18 protein-coding genes are annotated in these 16,997 nt (G+C 61.9%); 10 read left to right on the top strand and 8 right to left on the bottom strand.

The features are described 5' to 3' along the window. Position 1 precedes the first annotated feature (1 nt). From ACLH0J_RS08245 to rsd, 3 genes are all read left to right on the top strand, one after another. On the top strand, positions 2-1,243 hold the full coding sequence (locus ACLH0J_RS08245) for a heme biosynthesis protein HemY (RefSeq protein ID WP_411391588.1): 1,242 nt from the start codon (positions 2-4) through the stop codon (positions 1,241-1,243). Between the two features lie 236 nt (positions 1,244-1,479). After that, positions 1,480-2,001: a disulfide bond formation protein B gene (locus tag ACLH0J_RS08240; protein ID WP_411391587.1), complete on the top strand. Its 522-nt coding sequence runs from the start codon at positions 1,480-1,482 to the stop codon at positions 1,999-2,001. Positions 2,002-2,211: 210 nt separating this feature from the next. Further along, the gene (gene rsd / locus ACLH0J_RS08235; RefSeq protein ID WP_411391586.1) at positions 2,212-2,670 is read left to right on the top strand and encodes a sigma D regulator; all 459 of its coding nucleotides are present in this window, start codon (positions 2,212-2,214) and stop codon (positions 2,668-2,670) included. Between the two features lie 53 nt (positions 2,671-2,723). Here rsd and ACLH0J_RS08230 read toward each other — a convergent pair whose 3' ends face one another. Next, positions 2,724-3,401, bottom strand: coding sequence for an FKBP-type peptidyl-prolyl cis-trans isomerase (locus tag ACLH0J_RS08230; RefSeq protein WP_411391585.1), 678 nt, complete (start codon positions 3,399-3,401; stop codon positions 2,724-2,726). A gap of 192 nt (positions 3,402-3,593) precedes the next feature. Between ACLH0J_RS08230 and ACLH0J_RS08225 the strand changes: the two genes are divergently transcribed. After that, positions 3,594-4,577 (top strand): AlgP family protein, encoded by a 984-nt coding sequence (locus tag ACLH0J_RS08225; protein WP_411391584.1) that lies wholly within the window; start codon positions 3,594-3,596, stop codon positions 4,575-4,577. On the opposite strand, the gene ACLH0J_RS08220 is transcribed toward ACLH0J_RS08225, so the two are convergent. Next, positions 4,574-5,041: a TIGR02444 family protein gene (locus ACLH0J_RS08220; RefSeq protein WP_411391583.1), complete on the bottom strand. Its 468-nt coding sequence runs from the start codon at positions 5,039-5,041 to the stop codon at positions 4,574-4,576. The genes ACLH0J_RS08225 and ACLH0J_RS08220 overlap by 4 nt on opposite strands. 50 nt (positions 5,042-5,091) lie before the next feature. Between ACLH0J_RS08220 and ACLH0J_RS08215 the strand changes: the two genes are divergently transcribed. The 3 genes from ACLH0J_RS08215 (at position 5,092) to ACLH0J_RS08205 (ending at position 8,289) form a co-directional block, all read left to right on the top strand. Then, positions 5,092-7,002, top strand: a complete 1,911-nt coding sequence (locus tag ACLH0J_RS08215; protein ID WP_411391582.1) for an ATP-binding cassette domain-containing protein — start codon at positions 5,092-5,094, stop codon at positions 7,000-7,002. Continuing rightward, complete coding sequence (locus tag ACLH0J_RS08210) at positions 7,002-7,568, top strand: mechanosensitive ion channel family protein (protein WP_010564527.1); 567 nt, start codon at positions 7,002-7,004, stop codon at positions 7,566-7,568. The genes ACLH0J_RS08215 and ACLH0J_RS08210 overlap by 1 nt, the downstream gene beginning before the upstream one ends. A gap of 88 nt (positions 7,569-7,656) precedes the next feature. Next, the gene (locus ACLH0J_RS08205) at positions 7,657-8,289 is read left to right on the top strand and encodes a LysE family transporter (protein WP_411391581.1); all 633 of its coding nucleotides are present in this window, start codon (positions 7,657-7,659) and stop codon (positions 8,287-8,289) included. A 193-nt stretch (positions 8,290-8,482) separates the two neighbouring features. On the opposite strand, the gene ACLH0J_RS08200 is transcribed toward ACLH0J_RS08205, so the two are convergent. Genes ACLH0J_RS08200 through ACLH0J_RS08185 form a run of 4 tightly spaced genes read right to left on the bottom strand, consistent with a single transcriptional unit; the run spans position 8,483 to position 11,629 of the window. Beyond that, positions 8,483-9,223 (bottom strand): penicillin-binding protein activator LpoB, encoded by a 741-nt coding sequence (locus ACLH0J_RS08200; RefSeq protein ID WP_411391580.1) that lies wholly within the window; start codon positions 9,221-9,223, stop codon positions 8,483-8,485. Positions 9,224-9,226: 3 nt separating this feature from the next. Continuing rightward, positions 9,227-9,814, bottom strand: a complete 588-nt coding sequence (gene lpoB, locus ACLH0J_RS08195) for a penicillin-binding protein activator LpoB (protein WP_321145393.1) — start codon at positions 9,812-9,814, stop codon at positions 9,227-9,229. Positions 9,815-9,849: 35 nt separating this feature from the next. After that, a complete protein-coding gene (locus ACLH0J_RS08190; protein ID WP_024078040.1) occupies positions 9,850-10,221 on the bottom strand; it encodes a YcfL family protein in 372 nt (123 codons plus the stop codon). A 16-nt stretch (positions 10,222-10,237) separates the two neighbouring features. Next, positions 10,238-11,629 (bottom strand): COG3014 family protein, encoded by a 1,392-nt coding sequence (locus ACLH0J_RS08185; protein WP_411391579.1) that lies wholly within the window; start codon positions 11,627-11,629, stop codon positions 10,238-10,240. Positions 11,630-11,894: 265 nt separating this feature from the next. On the opposite strand from ACLH0J_RS08185, the gene ACLH0J_RS08180 reads away from it, so the two are divergent. Together ACLH0J_RS08180 and ACLH0J_RS08175 are read left to right on the top strand one after the other, a co-directional pair. Next, entirely contained in the window at positions 11,895-13,790 is a 1,896-nt protein-coding gene (locus ACLH0J_RS08180) for an FTR1 family protein (RefSeq protein ID WP_411391578.1), read from the top strand. Positions 13,791-13,792: 2 nt separating this feature from the next. Next, positions 13,793-14,242 carry a YaiI/YqxD family protein gene (locus tag ACLH0J_RS08175; protein WP_078834066.1) on the top strand — a complete coding sequence of 150 codons (450 nt, stop codon included), beginning with the start codon at positions 13,793-13,795 and terminating at the stop codon, positions 14,240-14,242. A 19-nt stretch (positions 14,243-14,261) separates the two neighbouring features. On the opposite strand, the gene elbB is transcribed toward ACLH0J_RS08175, so the two are convergent. Continuing rightward, positions 14,262-14,927, bottom strand: coding sequence for an isoprenoid biosynthesis glyoxalase ElbB (gene elbB, locus ACLH0J_RS08170; RefSeq protein WP_411391577.1), 666 nt, complete (start codon positions 14,925-14,927; stop codon positions 14,262-14,264). Between the two features lie 116 nt (positions 14,928-15,043). Between elbB and ACLH0J_RS08165 the strand changes: the two genes are divergently transcribed. Next, complete coding sequence (locus tag ACLH0J_RS08165; protein ID WP_411391576.1) at positions 15,044-16,279, top strand: sterol desaturase family protein; 1,236 nt, start codon at positions 15,044-15,046, stop codon at positions 16,277-16,279. Here the strand turns inward: ACLH0J_RS08165 and ACLH0J_RS08160 are convergent. Continuing rightward, positions 16,260-16,895 (bottom strand): DedA family protein, encoded by a 636-nt coding sequence (locus ACLH0J_RS08160; RefSeq protein ID WP_411391575.1) that lies wholly within the window; start codon positions 16,893-16,895, stop codon positions 16,260-16,262. The two genes, ACLH0J_RS08165 and ACLH0J_RS08160, sit on opposite strands and share 20 nt — an antisense overlap. Between the last annotated feature and the right edge of the window lie 102 nt (positions 16,896-16,997).

Below are 16,997 nucleotides of genomic sequence, written 5' to 3'. Positions count from 1 at the left end.
GATGAAGCGTTTCTATGTGATCCTGGTGCTGGCGATAGCGATCGCCCTGGCACTCGCCGTGGGCATTTCGAAACATACCGGCTATGTGCTGATTACCTACCCTCATGTGCTGCATTACGAGTCGAGCCTGTGGGCGACCGTGGTGGCGGTGTTTGTCATCGGCCTGGCGATCTACCTGATCCGCGTGTTATTCGGCCTGGTCAGCACCTCGAGCGGTGTGGTCAACCCGTGGTCGCGGCGTAACCGTAGCCGCCGCGTGCAGATTGCCATCGAACAGGGCCAGTTGGACCTCGCCGAAGGCCGTTGGGCCAGCGCCGAGCGCCACCTGCGCCGCGCTGCCGAAGCCGAGCGCCAGCCATTGCTGTACTACCTCGGCGCGGCGCGAGCCGCCAACGAGCTGGGGCGCTATGAAGAGTCGGACGGTTTGCTGGAGCGTGCCCTGGAGCGTCAGCCTCAGGCCGAGCTCGCGATTGCCTTGAGTCATGCGCAATTGCAACTGGACCGCGGTGACACGGACGGCGCATTGACCGCCCTGCAGGCGATGCACGAGCGTCATCCCCATAACGCTCAGGTGCTGCGCCAATTGCAGCGCCTGCATCAGCAGCGGGGCGACTGGTCGTCCGTGATCCGCCTGTTACCGGAGCTGCGCAAGGACAGGGTGCTGCCTGCCGCCGAACTGGCCGAACTCGAGCGCCGCGCCTGGGGTGAAAACCTGAGCCTGGCCGCCCAGCGTGACGAGCAGGGCGAAGCCGGCCAGCAGTCGCTTGAGCGCGCCTGGCAGCAACTCACGTCCGCCCAGCGTCAGGAGCCGCAATTGGTCCTGGCGTATGCCGAGCAACTGCGTCAACTGGGCGCCGATGCCAACGCCGAAGAAGCGCTACGCGGCGCGATCAAGCGCAGCTACGACAGCCACCTGATCCGCCTCTACGGCCTGCTGCGTGGCAGTGATCCGGGCCGGCAATTGAAATTTGCCGAAGGTTGGCTCAAGGACCATCCAGGGGATGCCAGCCTGCTGCTGACGTTGGGTCGCTTGTGCCTGCAAAACAGCTTGTGGGGCAAGGCGCGGGATTATCTGGAAAGCAGCCTGCAAGTGGAGCGCAATCCCGAGGCCTGTGCCGAATTGGCGCGGCTGTTGGCCCAGTTGGGCGACGCCGAGCGTAGCAACCAGTTGTTCCAGGAGGGCCTGGGGCTGCTGGATAGCCGCTTGCTGGCGTCACCCCTGCCTGCCCCTGTCCGGGCTTGATGTAGGAAGAGGTCTGGGGTTGGCTCAGACGTGTCTTATAGCCAACCCCTTAATGTCTCGAAAATGATGGGCCTTGAGCGTTCGTAGGTGAACTCCTACACCCTGCTCCTCGAAGTCTTCCATGTTCTGACGGGTTGTCCTTACGCTCTCGCGGAATCGTCTGCTCTGGCGTGTATTGAAAGGGGTCAGGCCTTTCCTCTACCGTATCGACCTATATTTCGCGGTGCGGATAAAGCATGTCTTTGGCCCCTTCACGTTCCTTGTTTTTCCTTGCGTTCCTGGCGGGTGCGCTGACGTTGGGCGCGTCCTTTTACCTTGAGTTCGGTGCGTCGTTGCGGCCCTGCTTCCTCTGTCAGATGCAACGGGGCTTCCTGGCTGCCTTCACATTGATCAATCTGCTTGCCGCCATCCATAGCCCCAAGCGTTCTGCCATCTACCTGTACGGGTTCGCCAGCATGGGGTGCGCGTTGCTCGGCGCCATCACCGCCGTGCGCCAGGTGTTGCTACAAAATGCCGCACCGGAGCTGGCTGGCGATTGCTGGCCGAGCCTGCACCATATGATCGAAAACCTGTCGCTCTGGCAGGCATTGCAATTGACCGTCCAAGGCACCGTCGATTGCATGGAGATCACCTGGACGCTGTTTGACTTGAGCCTTCCCGAGTGGAGCCTGTTGTTCTTCCTGGGGATGTTGATGCTGGGCATCATGCAATTTTCACGGCTGTTCTTGAGCCAGCGTATGCGCCCGGCAAGGCACTGAACGCCAGCTGCAGTTTGTAGGACGGGATTAAACACTTGTATGAACATTCTCTCCTGCGTACCTTGAAGCCATAGTCATGCGGGCATAATCTGGCCCGCACGCGTTACTGAAACCGTTTGTCTGATGCGGCCTTGTCCGGCTGCCGCTTTTATCCTTGAAGTGTTGCGCGGGCACGGGCGGCAGCGCCCCCTATAGGGAAGAGAGATCATCATGCTGGAAAGTTGTCAGAATGCTCAGGAACGCTGGGGTGGGGTGCACAAGCTGATCGACAGCTGGCTGAAGGCACGTCACGAACTGGTTCGGGCGTTTGATGCTCTCGGCGAGAAGCCCGAAGCATTAGCGAAGAATCGCAAGCCGCTGCAGGCGTTTTGCGGTGTCTTGGTGGACTACGTGTCTGCCGGTCATTTCGGCGTCTACGAGCAGTTGACCAAGGAAGCGGAAGCCTTCGACGATCAGCGTGGTCTTGAGTTGGCCGACACCCTCTATCCACGCATCGATGTGATCACCGAGAAGCTGCTGGCGTTCAATGACCTGTGTGATGCCGGCAAGTGCGTTGCCGAAAAATTCAAAGAGCTGGGTGGCTTGCTCCATGAGCGTTTCGAGTTGGAGGATTGCCTGATCGAAGTGCTGCACAATGCTCACCGGGATGTGGCTGTCGCCCAGGCCTGACCTTTGGTGATGAGATAAAAAACGGTGCGCATGACGCACCGTTTTTTATTGGGTCAGCGGCGAGTGCCGAGCAATTCGATCTCGAACACCAGTGGCGTATAAGGCGGGATCAACTCGCCGGCACCATCGGCGCCATAGGCCTGGGCCGATGGAATCACCAGGCGCCATTTCGCACCCACCGGCATTTGTTGCAGCGCACTGCTCCAGCCGCTGATCACACTGTCCAGGCGGAACCATTGGGGCTGCGTGCTCTGATCGAACACCGTGCCGTCGGGCAGCCGTCCCACGTAGTTCACTTGAACCTGGTCGCTGGCCATCGGCTTATTGCCCGTGCCTGCCGTGAGCTCCGTGAGCAGGATGCCATCCGCCAACTCGCGCACGCCTTTTGCGGCTTTTTCCTGGGTCAGAAATTGTTGTTCGGCAGCCAGCGCTTTTTCGCTTTGGGGGGCCTGCGTGTCAGCTTCGTTCTGCGCTTCGTGCTGGGCAAGAATCTGTTCGATGCGTGCGTTATCCAACGCCAGCGGTTGGCCCTGATAGGCTTGTTTGAGGCCATCGATCAGGGCCTGGATCTGCAGGTCGGGAACCTCCTGACGCAGTCGCTCACCCAGGCTGGCGCCCAGGCTGTAGGCGAGATCGTGCTGAGTCTGCGCAGTGGTTTTGGGCGGCGATTGTTCGTTCGCATGGGCCACCGAAATCGCCAGGCCAAGCACAAGAAAAAGGTAACGCGACATGGGTGTCCTCCCGCCGAAAGTGCGACGGATTATGCCAGTGCGAGGAGGTAAAAAGTGCCGCGTATTTTCGTTATATCGATAAGAATTTTCGTACGGTGCAACGCAAGGCAAACGATACTGTCAACATGCCCTAGCGGCGGTAAGAGCAGAGGGCTAGTATGAGCCGCACCCACGTCAGCCAGGAGGTAACCCATGTCGGCCAAACAGAAGCCTGTTAATACCCCGTTGCATCTACTCCAACAACTTTCGGGCAGCTTGCTCGAACATCTGGAAAGCGCCTGTTCTCAAGCGTTGGCCGATGCAGAAAAACTGCTCGCCAAGCTGGAAAAACAACGCGGTAAAGCACAAGAAAAACTGCACAAATCCCGCACCAAACTGCAAGACGCCGCCACTGCCGGCAAGGCCAAGGCACAAGCCAAAGCTAAGGACGCCGTTAAAGAACTTGAGGATCTGCTGGACGCTCTCAAGGATCGTCAGGCTGAAACCCGCGCCTATATTTCCCAACTCAAGAAAGATGCCCAGGAAAGCCTGAAACTGGCCCAGGGCGTTGGTCGTGTGAAGGAAGCCGTGGCTAAAGTGCTGGGCGCTCGTGCCCCTGCCAAGCCAGTTGCCAAAACGGCTGCTGCAAAACCGGCCGCGAAGCCAACTGCTAAAACCGCTGCTGCAAAACCAGCCGCCAAGCCAGTTGCTAAAACCGCTGCTGCAAAACCAGCCGCCAAGCCAGTTGCTAAAGCTGCTGCTGCAAAACCGGCCGCGAAGCCAACTGCTAAAACCGCTGCTGCAAAACCAGCCGCCAAACCAGCCGCCAAACCAGTTGCTAAAACCGCTGCTGCAAAACCAGCCGCCAAGCCAGTTGCCAAAGCTGCTGCTGCGAAACCAGCCGCCAAGCCAGTCGCTAAAGCTGCTGCTGCGAAACCAGCCGCCAAGCCAGTCGCTAAAGCTGCTGCTGCAAAACCAGCCGCCAAGCCAGTTGCTAAAGCTGCTGCTGCAAAACCAGCCGCCAAGCCAGTCGCTAAAGCTGCTGCTGCAAAGCCAGCCGCCAAGCCAGTCGCTAAAGCTGCTGTTGCAAAACCAGCCACTCCAGCAGCACCTGTTGCTACTTCGGCACCCACCGCGCCGGCCAGCAGCACTCCTGCGCCGGTAGTGCCAAGCACCACCCCAACCAGCGCTTCCTAAGTGCCGGTGGCCATGGCGCGCAGCTGCTGCAGCGCGTCATGGTCAAGGTTGGTGGCATTCTCAGCCGCCAGCCCTTCCAGCCATCGCGGGTAACCCACCGCCTCTGCGATCGGCCATGTTTGCGCCAACGCTTCCAGACGCATCAGTTGCGTTCTTTCGGCATCCAGCTCCAGGGCTTTGACCCGCTCCCGCAACACCGCCAATTGCTCATCCTGCTGCGCCATGGCGCGCCATTGCACGCGCATCTGTCGCAACGGCTCGACCACCTGCGCCTGCCACGACCGAGCAAGCTGTTGCAGGGCCTGTGCGCGCCCGGGTTCAAACGCAACGCCGCGCTGTTCCAGCCACGCACCGCAAAGCAACAGGCACACATCCGCGCCTTGCGCCTGCAAGCGCAGGCAAGCGGCTTCGACGCCGGGGCGGGCGTAAGTCGAGAGGGCAAAGCTCCACAGGTCAGCACACATATTCACACCCAAGCCAGCGGCCAACGAAGCTGGTAGACTCCGCCGCCATTATGATCCGACTTCAAAGCCTAACATTACAGCGTGGCCCGCAACGTCTTCTCGAAGACGCCGAGCTGACCCTGCACGCCGGTCACAAAGCCGGCCTGATCGGTGCCAACGGCGCCGGCAAATCCACGTTGTTCGCCCTGTTGCTCGGTGAGCTGACCCCGGATTCCGGGGACTGCCTGCTGCCGGCCGACTGGCGCATCGCCCATATGCGCCAGGAGATCGACACCCTGGACCGCATCGCGATCGACTACGTGCTCGATGGCGACCTGCGTCTGCGCCAGGTGCAACACGACCTGGCCGAGGCCGAGAAAGCCCAGGACGGTGCCGCCCAGGCCCGCCTGCACGCTGAACTCGACAGCGCCGACGGCTACACCGCCGACGCCCGTGCGCGCAAGATGCTCGCCGGCCTGGGCTTTACCAACGAACAGATGGATCGCCCGGTCGCCGACTTCTCCGGCGGTTGGCGCATGCGCCTGAACCTGGCCCAGGCGCTGATGTGCCCCTCGGACCTGCTGCTGCTCGACGAACCGACCAACCACTTGGACCTCGATGCGATCCTGTGGCTGGAAGACTTCCTCAAGAACTACCAGGGCACCTTGCTGCTGATTTCCCACGACCGGGATTTCCTCGACGCGGTGGTCGACAACATCGCCCACGTCGAACAGCAGAAAATCACCCTCTACCGCGGCGGCTACTCCGCGTTCGAACGCGCCCGTGCCGAACGCCTGGCCCAGCAGCAGCAGGCCTACGAGAAGCAGCAGGCGCAGCGCGCGCACATGGAAAGCTACATCGCCCGGTTCAAGGCCCAGGCCACCAAGGCCCGTCAGGCCCAGAGCCGGATCAAGGCGCTGGAGCGCATGGAAGAGCTGTCGGCGGCCCATGTCGATTCGCCGTTCGACTTTGTGTTCCGCGAATCGGTGAAAATCTCCAGCCCCTTGCTCGATCTCTCGGATGCGCGCCTGGGTTACGGCGACAAAGTCATCCTGGAGAAGGTCAAGCTGCAGCTCACGCCGGGCGCACGCATCGGTTTGCTCGGGCCTAACGGCGCGGGCAAGTCGACGCTGATCAAGAACCTGTCGGGCGAATTGCAGCCGTTGGCCGGCCGCCTGACCCGAGGCGAGAACCTGGTGGTGGGCTACTTCGCCCAGCATCAGTTGGACTCCCTCGACGCCAAGGCCAGCCCGTTGCTGCACTTGCAGCGCCTGGCGCCGACCGAACGCGAGCAGACCCTGCGCGACTTCCTCGGCGGTTTCGACTTCCGTGGCGCGCGCATCGATGAGCCGGTGCTGAATTTCTCCGGTGGCGAAAAAGCCCGCCTGGCCCTGGCCTTGATCGCCTGGGACCGGCCGAACCTGTTGCTGCTCGACGAACCGACCAACCACCTCGACCTGGAAATGCGCCTGGCGCTGACCATGGCCCTGCAGGAATTCAGCGGTGCGGTACTGGTGGTGTCTCACGATCGCCACTTGCTCAAGAGCACCACCGACAACTTCCTGCTGGTGGCTGATGGCAAAGTAGAAGAGTTCGACGGCGACCTCGACGACTACGCGCGCTGGCTGACGGATTACCGCCTGCGCAACGCGCCGACCAGCAACACCCCGGTCAACCCGGACAAAACCGACAAGAAGGCCCAGCGCCAGGCCGCCGCCGCGCTGCGCCAACAACTGGCGCCGCACAAGCGCGAAGCCGACAAGCTGGAAGCCGAACTGGGCAAGGTGCATGAGCGCCTGGCCAAGATCGAAGCCAGCCTGGGCGACAGCGCCGTGTACGAACCGGCACGCAAGGACGAACTGCGCGACCTGCTGGCCGAACAGGCCAAGCTCAAGGTGCGTGAAGGGCAATTGGAGGAGAGCTGGATGGAAGCCCTCGAACTGCTCGAAAGCCTGCAAGCGGAGCTGGAGGCGCTGTCCTGATGGAAGCGCTGCATCTGCCGCCCCAATGGGTCGAGCCCGTGTGGATCGGCGTGCAAATCCTGCTGATCCTGCTGGCCGGTTACCTCGCCCAGCGGTTTGTCGCCAAAGGCCTGACTCGCCTGGGGGAACGCTACCCGCTGCCGCCGCAACTGCTGATGCCGCTGCGCGGTGGCCTGCGGTGGCTGATCATGGGCAGTGCGCTGATCTTCGTGCTGGGCCGCCTGGGGGTATCCGCCACGGTGTTGTGGACGGCACTGTCAGGGTTTGTCGCGGTGGCGGCGGTGGCGTTTTTCGCCATGTGGTCGGTGCTGTCCAACCTGCTGTGCGCCATCCTGATTTTCACGGTCGGCCCGTTTCGCCTCGGTGACATCGTTGAGCTGGTCGACACCGTCGACAAACCAGGGGTGAAGGGGCGCGTGGTGGCGATCAATCTGCTCTACACCACGTTGATCGAGGTGGAAGACGCAGGCACCGGCAGCGCCATGGTGCAGGTGCCTAACAGCCTGTTCTTCCAGCGCTCGGTGCGGCGTTGGCCGGGTACCCATGTGTTTCCGGGCGACCGCTAGCGTTTACATCCTGTAAAAATCTATAGCCAGCGTTTGCTCGGCGGAGTTAGCTTAAGGCCCATCAGCAAACGCTCTCCTGAGGTGTGTCATGGCACTCGATACGTGGCTGGCCTTTTTCCTGGCCAGTTGGATCATTTCTCTTTCGCCCGGCGCCGGCGCCATCGCCTCGATGTCCAGCGGCCTGCAATACGGTTTCCTGCGCGGTTACTGGAACGCCATCGGCCTGCAAATCGGCCTGGCGATGCAGATTGCCGTGGTGGCCGGTGGTCTGGGGGCGATTCTGGCGGCGTCTTCTACCGCGTTCTATGCGATCAAATGGTTCGGCGTGGCGTACCTGGTGTACCTGGCCGTCAAGCAATGGCGTGCCTTGCCCATGGACATGACCGATGACGCGGCCGTGCGCCCGGTCGGCAAGCCGATGGCAATGGTGTTCCGTGGCTTTCTGGTCAACGCCAGCAACCCCAAGGCCCTGGTGTTCATGCTCGCGGTGCTGCCGCAGTTCGTGAACCCGCAGGCGCCGCTGCTGATCCAGTACCTGATCCTCGGCGCGACCATGATCAGCGTCGACATGATCGTGATGGCGGGCTACACGGGGTTGGCGTCGAAAGTGTTGCGCCTGTTGCGCACGCCTAAACAGCAGAAGCGCATGAACCGCACGTTTGCCGGGCTGTTCGTGGGGGCGGCAGGTTTCCTGGCCAGCCTGCATCGCGCAACGGCCTGATTGACGAAACCGGATCAATATGGAGGGGGCTTGCTCCCGACAGTGGAGGATCAGTCAGCACATCGCTCACTGAACCACCGCCATCGGGAGCAAGCCCCCTCCACAGGTGATTGGGTTTACACATTTCTATCTGTGAATACAGTCAAGTGTGGGGGCTTGCTCGCCCCCTCCCACATTGTTGTGAAGTCGCGGTTCAGCGCAGAATCTTCGGCGCTTCATCCCGTGGCAGGTGGTTGCGCAGCGGCGGTTGGCCGGGGTCTTGATACCCACCGCCCAATTGTTCCGCCAACTGCCGCGCCACATCTTCGCCCAGTGCCTTCGACACTTCCTTCACTACCCGCGGCCGGTTCAGGCTCACGCGCACGTCGCGGCTGTTCACCAGTTTGGTGTCCTGGCCTTCGCCCATGGCGGTGAACGCCGAGGTGATTTCGTAGGTGCGCGTGTTGATCAGGCTGAAATCCGCCACCAGCGTCAGGCCCAGCACCGCCGAGTAGCTGTTGGTGTGGTCCAGGGCGTTGATGTCCTGGGTGAAGTCGATGTCCGACAGCGTGCCGAACAGCACGTAGTCCGCACCCTTGAAATGACCGGCCTTGATGCGCTTGATCACGTCATACACGTCACCCTTGGCATCGGCGGTGTAGGGCGTGCCCTGCACCAGTTGGAACTGGTGGGACTTGAGGATCTCGCCCTTGATGTCGCCGCTGAATTTACGCAGTTCGGTCTGTTCGATATAGCTGGTACGGCTTTCGTACTCGCTGTAGTTCGACGCGCCGCTGGCGTGGTAGGCGCTGGCCTGGAAGTTGTTGCTGGCCGAAACCTGGTGGATGTACTCCTCGACCCGGGCCTCATAGGCCAGGTCGGTCACCGCGATTTTCGGGGCGGCCGAGGCGCCGAAGGCGCACAGCAGGCCGATGATGCCGATCCATGCACGCATTGCTTAACGCTCCGTGGTTTTGCGGATTTCTTTTTCGTCCATCCATTCGGCCAGGCCGCTCTCAACGTCGATCAACTGCAGGCTGAACTTGTAGAACACGTCCTTGTAGTCCGAGCTGCGTTTGACGATGGAGCTGATGGAGCCTTCCAGACGGTACTTGGCGGCGACCATGTTGCCGGTCTTGCTCACGGTGGACTTCTTGTACAGGCCGCTCTGGTTCTGCAGCTTGAGCTGGTCGACCTGGCTCTGCATGTCGGTGTTGTCGCTGGCGAAGCGCGCGGTGCCGGTCTTCATCAGTTGGGTCTTGATCGACGTGGTGATCTCGCGGGTGTCGATGTACTCGCTGGTCTTGTTCTTCACGTCATACACCTGCACCACCGGGCGGCCCTGGAGGATGCCGGACTGGGCCAGGGAGCGGGTCATGCTTTCGGCGATCATCTGCAGGTCGGTGGAACCGAACTCGTTGGTCACCAGTTCCACGGCCTTGGTGTCGCCGTAGCCGATGTTTTTACCGCCCAGTACCGGGGAGGTGTTGGCGCAGCCGCTGGCCAGGACGGCGACGACGGCGAGGATCGAGAAGCGTGCAAACATGGGGACATCTCTCAGCAGCAAAAGGGGTGAACGGCTCAAGGGGTTTTCACTTCAAGACGGAAGTCCGCCGCTTGGGGCAGATTGGCGATGGCCGGCAGGAAGGTCGCCTGGTTGGCGTACAGGTTCAGCACTTTCCAGGTCTCTTCGTCGCCCACCGGGAAGCCGTCGGCGCCCAGCCAGGCAAAGCGGTAATACATCATCTGGTTGCTACTGGTGATGTTGCTCAGTTGCACCTTGGCGGTGAGAAAGCCGTTCTCGCGCGCGACGCGAATGGCGCCGACGGCGATGCCCTTGAATTTGCCCATCACCACGATTTTGCTGGCGGCGCTGCCGGGTGCCGGCGGCGGCGGGGTGGCGCAACCGGCGAGCAGGACCAGCGCCAAGGCACCGAGGATGAAATGACGCATAGCGCGCTCCTTAAGGTTATTTGAGAGTGGCGATAGCCTGGGGTTGAGTGCTCGGCACGACATGGGCCGCAAGGCCGCCGGCGAACACTTGGGTGCCGACCACGCGCAGCGTGATGACTTGGTAGCGCTGATCGGCCTTGATCGTCACCAGCGTGCCGCCCAGGGCGCTGGGCAGGCTGACCTGGTGTTCGCCATGCTTGAGGCGCAGGCGGGTCACTTGGGTCATGTCCGGCAAGGTGCGCCAGGTGCGGGTGTCGGCGCCTTCGGCGACTGCCGAGGCGATACCCAGTACCAGGCCCGCCATGGGGTTGGTCTTGTTCAGGTTGTTTTGCGCCACGCCCCGGCTGACCGCCCGCACGGTGGTGCGCAGGATGATGCCGGGCATGTCATCGCGCAGGGCGCGGCGGGACATGGCCGTGGTGCTGTTGAGCGGCGTGAGGTTCTGCTGCTGGCCGTCGACACCGATCTGGGCGAACGGTGCGGTCGACGTGTCGGCCTTGATCACCGGGAACGACAGCGGCGTGATCACCAGGTTGCCATTGATCGGGATGGGCAGCGGCAGGCGAATCGAGTCGCGGGCCGGCGCCAGGCCGCTCTGGACCACGATCAGGACGTCCGTTTCATCGGCGCCGACTTTGGATTTGTCCAGGTCCAGCAGGGCCTGCTCCAGCAGCGGCGTGTTGGGACGCAACTCGGCAGCCTTGCGGTAGCCGGGGGCGGCCAGGTCTTTTTCGCCCAGGGCTTCGTAGACGAAACCGGCCAGGTAATGGCTGAACGCACTCTGGTAGCTGTTTTTCAGGCCGACCACTTCCGGCGCGTCCAGGGCTTCCACCGGGTAGCCGCGCAGGTCTTTCATCTGGGTGGTCACACCCTCGCGCTGGGCTTCATCCTCGCGCTTGAGGTATTCCTTGTCCCGCAGGTCGGCGATCACCGCTTCGCGTTCGTGGGTTTTCTTGATTTCGGTGCGTGCGCCGTCGAAGTCATTCAGGGCCAGCAGGTTCAAGGCCATTTGCGTGGTCAGCATGACTTTTTCGTAGTCGTAGCCTTCGTAGCGACGCACTTTGTCATTGACCAGGAAACTGCCGAACTGAGAGAGGTACTTTTCGCTGTCGAACTTGACCGACTCTTCCCATTTGTAGACCTGCAGATCGGCGCTGCGCCAGGCGGTCTGGCTGCCGGTCAGATCGCCCTTGGCCCGCAGCAATTCGCCCTTTTCAAAGAAATAGAGCAGGTCTTTGTCTTCGCCGGTGTTGTTCTTTTCCAGCAGCGTCAGGGCGCCGTCGACATTGCCGGTGGCCAGTTGCTGGTTGGTGGCTTGCAGCTCGGTGTCGTAGCTGCGGAACATCGAACAGCCGGACAGCAAGGTGACTGCCGCGAGCGCGAGTGGGGGTAAGGCGCGAAATGCCATGCTACTTCTTCCCTGAACGTATTCATCCGATATGGTCATTCATCATAAAAATGAAGAACGAAATTCCCTTTCGCACTAACAGGGCGGCGCATTATAAGCGCCATTACTGGCAAAACAATGGCTTTGTGCTGTTACGCGAGCGACGAAATGCCACTACCGGCGTTTGGCTGCGACGTCTTTACACAGGCGAGATCACGAACACCTTGAGTCAAACCCTTTAAAGTTAAACAATGTGTTACTTCGTATTTCCCTTTGAGATTCATTCATGATTGCGCCCCTCCGTTTGCTCGCCTGGCTGGTAGTGCCGGCGTTGATGTCGTGCAGCTTCAACCTGTTGGCCGCGAGTGCCGAGGGCGCCCCGAAAGCCTTGCATTTACTGGACTACATCGGCGCGGACTACCCGCCGACCGTGTCGGCAGGCAAGGTCATTGATGAGTCGGAATACCGTGAGCAGGTGGAATTTCTCGGGGTCTTGCAGGGGCTGGTGGCGGATTTGCCTGCCAAGCCCGAGCGCGCCGAGCTGGTCAAAGGGGTCGATGAATTGAAGGCGGCAGTGACCGCTCGTCAGGACGGTGCGACCGTAGCCCGTCAGGCTCGGCAGTTGGGCGCCAAGTTGGCAGTCGCGTATGAAGTCAGCCAGGCCCCGGCGATTACCCCCGACCCGACGCGCGGCGCGCCGCTCTACGCCCAGCACTGCTCGGTCTGCCACGGCACGACGGGGGCCGGTGATGGCCCCGCCAGCGTCGGCATGACGCCGCTACCGGCGAACCTGACGGACGCTGCACGCCTGGACCGCCTGAGCCTCTATGCGATCTACAACACCCTGGGCCAGGGCGTTGAAGGCACCGATATGGTGTCCTTTGCCGATCAACTGGATGACCGTCAGCGCTGGGACCTGGCTACCTACATCGCCGGCTTCACCGCCGATCCGGCCGCTGCCAAGAGCGAGCAGCCCTTCAACCTCGCCGACCTGGCCCGCCAGACCCCCAATGAAGTGCTCGCCGCCAGTGGCCCCGGCGTCGCCGCGACCTTCCGCGCCCAGCGTGCGCAACCGCCGCAGGTCAAACGGGGCCCGGCGCAATTGCTCGACTACACCGCCGCCACCCTGGACAAGAGCCTTGCCGCGTTCCGCAACGGCGATCGTGAACAGGCCTACGACCTGTCGGTGGCTGCTTACCTGGAAGGCTTCGAGCTGGTGGAAAGCTCCCTGGACAACGTCAACGCCAACGTGCGCAAGGACACCGAGAAGGCCCTGATGGCCTACCGGCAGGCGTTGCAGGACGGGTTGCCGATCGAGCAGGTGCAGCAACGCCTGGACGCAGCCAAGGGCAAACTCACCGAATCCGCCGGTTTGCTGGGCGGCGACGGTCTGAGCTGGTCGCTGAGCTACATCTCCGGCTTGTTGATTCTGCTGCGTGAAGGCCTGGAAGCGATTCTGGTACTGGCTGCGGTCCTCGCTTTCCTGCGCAACACCGGCCAGCAATCGGCGGTGCGCAGCGTCCACATGGGCTGGGGCCTGGCGCTGTTGGCCGGCTTGGCCACCTGGGCGCTGGCAGCGTATGTGATCGACGTCAGTGGTGCGCAGCGCGAACTGCTCGAAGGCTGCACGGCACTGTTCGCCAGCGTGATGGTGCTGTGGCTTGGCGTGTGGATGCATGACCGACGCCACGCAGCCGCCTGGCAGGATTACATCAAGAGCAGCCTGGTGGGCGGCGGCGGGCGCTTCGGCTTTGCGATTCTGGCGTTCTTCTCGGTGTACCGCGAGCTGTTCGAAGTGATCCTGTTCTACGAAACCTTGTGGTTGCAAGCCGGTCCTGCCGGGCACAACGCCGTGCTGGCCGGTGGCGCCACGGCGCTGGTGCTGTTGACGGGCCTGGCCTGGGTGATCCTGCGCGGTTCGGCGAAGCTGCCGCTGGCGTTGTTCTTCGGTATCAACGCGGCGCTGCTGTGTGCGTTGTCGGTGGTGTTCGCCGGGCATGGTGTGAAGGCACTGCAGGAAGCGGGCATCTTCGGTACGCGGCCGGTGGCGTTCTTCGACTTCGACTGGCTGGGCATCCACGCCGACGCTTACTCGCTGGGCGCGCAGGTGGTGGCGATCCTGGCGATTGTGGTGCTGTACAGCCGCAGTCGCCTGGCCGATAAGCACCGCGTGGCGACATAGGCATGCGGGTATGGATCGACGCCGACGCCTGCCCGCGGGCGGCCAAGGACCAGGTGGTGAAGTTCGCCCTCAAGCGCCAGTTCGAGGTGGTGCTGGTGGCCGGGCAGAGCCAGATCAAGCCGAGCTTCTCTTGTGTGAAGCTGATCGTGGTGCCCAGCGGCCCGGATGCGGCCGATGATTACCTGGTGGAACACGCGGTGCCCGGTGAACTGGTGATCTGCAGCGATGTACCCCTGGCCGACCGACTGGTGAAGAAGGGCGTCACAGCCCTGGACCCGCGCGGCAAGGAGTTCAGCCCGGCGAACATGAGTGAGCGGCTGGCGGTGCGCAACCTGTTCACCGACCTGCGCGAGCAGGGCCAGATGGGCGGCGGTCCACCGCCCCACGGGGAAAAGGACAAGCAGGCGTTTGCCAATGCGCTTGACCGCATCCTCACTCGGTTGATGCGGTAAGCCTGGTGGTGAGCGGGGCTCAGTCGTTCTCGTGGGTCAGTTCCAGCACACGATCCACCAGTTTGTTGATGCCTGACGCCACCTCGCTGATGTTCTTGCCCAACATGTAGGCCGGTGTGCTCACCAGTTTGCGCGCCTTGTCCTCGACGATTTCCTCCACCGTGCATTCGTGGTGGGTGGCGCCCATTTTTTCGAGGGCGGCGGCGGTGTCGGCATCGTTGCCGATGGTGCAGGTCACGCCCGGGCCATAGATTTTCGCGGCCAGGGCCGGCGAGATGCAGATCAATCCCACCGGTTTGCCCGCTTCGGCAAAGGCTTCGGCCAGCGCCAGCAGTTGCGGGTTGACACTGCAAGCGGCGCCTTCAATGGCAAAGTTCGACAGATTCTTCGCCGCCCCAAACCCGCCGGGCACGATCAGCGCGTCGAAATCTTCGACGTTGGCGTCGTTAATGTCTTTCACTTCACCCCGGGCGATGCGCGCCGATTCCACCAGCACATTGCGCGATTCGGGCATTTCGAGGCCGGTGAGGTGGTTGATTACATGCAACTGTGGGATGTCCGGGGCAAAACATTGGACCTGAGCGCCGCGCTGGTCCAGGCGCAGCAAGGTGATCACGCTTTCATGGATCTCTGCGCCGTCGTACACGCCACAGCCGGAAAGGATCACTGCAATCTTTTTGCTCATGGGCATTTCTCCTGGGTTCTTGGCGTTAAATGTCTACTAATTTGTAACCTGTTGCCAATGGGATCTCGTGCCACTGCACCTAATCTTGATCAAACAAAAACAAGCCGGACCAGCCCATGGACTTCGTGCCTTATGCGGTACCGTTTTTCATTGCCTTGATCGTGGTGGAGCTGCTCGCCGACCGTTGGCGCGGCCAGCGTAACTACCGAGTGGCGGATGCCATCAACAGCCTCAGCACCGGGGTGCTGTCCACCACCACGGGCCTGCTGACCAAGGGCGTGGGGCTGCTGACCTATGCATTTGCCCTCCAGCACCTGGCACTGATCGAGCTGCCGGCCCAGAGCGTCTGGACCTGGGTGTTCGCCTTTGTCTTCTACGACTTCTGCTACTACTGGCTGCATCGCTGCGGCCATGAGCGCAACATCCTGTGGGCCGCGCATTCGGTGCATCACCAGAGCGAGGACTACAACCTCACCACGGCCCTGCGCCAGACCAGCACCGGCTTCCTGCTGAGCTGGATCTTCTACCTGCCCCTGGCCGTACTCGGCGTGCCGTTGGTGGTGTTCATCAGCGTGGCGTCGCTCAACCTGCTGTACCAATTCTGGGTGCACACCCGCCACGTGCCCAAGCTCGGCTGGTTCGAGTGGTTCTTCGTTACGCCGTCCAATCATCGGGCCCACCATGCACAGAACGCTCTCTACATGGATCGCAACTACGGCGGGGTGTTCATTATTTGGGACCGACTGTTCGGCAGTTTCCAGGAAGAAGACGATAACGAACCGGTGATCTTCGGCGTGACCACGCCCCTGGCCAGTTGGAACCCGCTGTGGGCCAACCTGCAGTTTTATGCGCAGTTGTGGAACGATGCGCGGCGCACGGAGAGTGGCTGGGACAAGCTGCGCATCTGGTTCATGCGCACCGGCTGGCGCCCGGCCGACGTGAAGGCCAAATACCCGCTGGCCAAGCCGGACCTGAGCCAGTTCCGCAAATTCGAGGTGCCGCTGGACGCGCGCCAGCAGGTGTACGTCGCTGTGCAGTTTGCGGTGTATGTGGGCTTTGGCAGCTATTTGATGAATGTCGGCGAGGGATTGCCCACGGCGGCGCTGATCCTGGGCTGGAGTGCGATGGCGCTGGGGTTGTTCACGTTGGGGGTGGCCCTGGAGAATCGCCCGTGGGCGCTCAAAGCCGAGCTGGTGCGCCTGGCGCTGAATGTGCCATTGGTGGGGTTGGCGCCGCTGGTCGGGCTGTGGCCGGCCAGCGGTTTGGGCTGGCTGGGCCTGGTGAGTTACAGCTTGCTCAGCGGGATCGGCCTGTACTGCTGCAGAAGCCGGCTCACTCGACTGGCGTCTTAGGGGGCTCGACTGGAGCGGGCTCGGCGGTCAGCCGGGCCTTGGCATCGGCACAGGCCTGGCGGGCGATGCGCGCGTTCTTGAAGCGTCGGCGCAACCACAGGCCAAAGCCCAGCACCAACAAGGCGCCCAGTACCCACAGCTCGTATTTCTTGACGCTGCCGAGCATACCTTCCAGCACCGCGCCAAAGTGATAGGCCGCAGCGCCCAGGGCTGCAGCCCAGACCGCGGCGCCGATACCGTTGAGGATCAGGTAGCGCACCGGCGGGTAGCCGGAAAGGCCGATTGCCACGGGCATCACCGTACGCAAGCCGTAGACAAAGCGGAAACTCAGCACCCAGACATCCGGATGCTTGCGGATATGTTCCAGGGCCTTGTCGCCCATCAATTGCCAGCGCGGCTTGCGCGCCAACAGTTTGCGGCCGTGCTTGCGCCCCATGTAATACCAGAGCTGGTCGCCGGCGTAGCTGCCGAAGAAGGCAACCACCACCACCAGGTTGATATCCATATACCCACGGAACGCCAGGAAGCCTGCGAGAACCAAGATGGTCTCGCCTTCAAAGAACGTGCCTAGGAAGAGGGCAAAGTAACCGAAGTCATGCAGAAATTGTTGAAGCATGGTCTGGGTGCTGGCGAAATGAACGCGCAGCCTACGCCTTCGTGAACATGGATGAAAGTATCGAGATGTGTCACGAAGTGAACAATTCCTACATATGACGAC

Origin of the sequence: Pseudomonas sp. MPB23, assembly GCF_046605395.1 — a bacterium.
GTDB lineage: Bacteria > Pseudomonadota > Gammaproteobacteria > Pseudomonadales > Pseudomonadaceae > Aquipseudomonas.
Note: the sequence above shows the minus strand (reverse complement) of the source record. Positions and strands in the feature narration are given on the sequence as shown.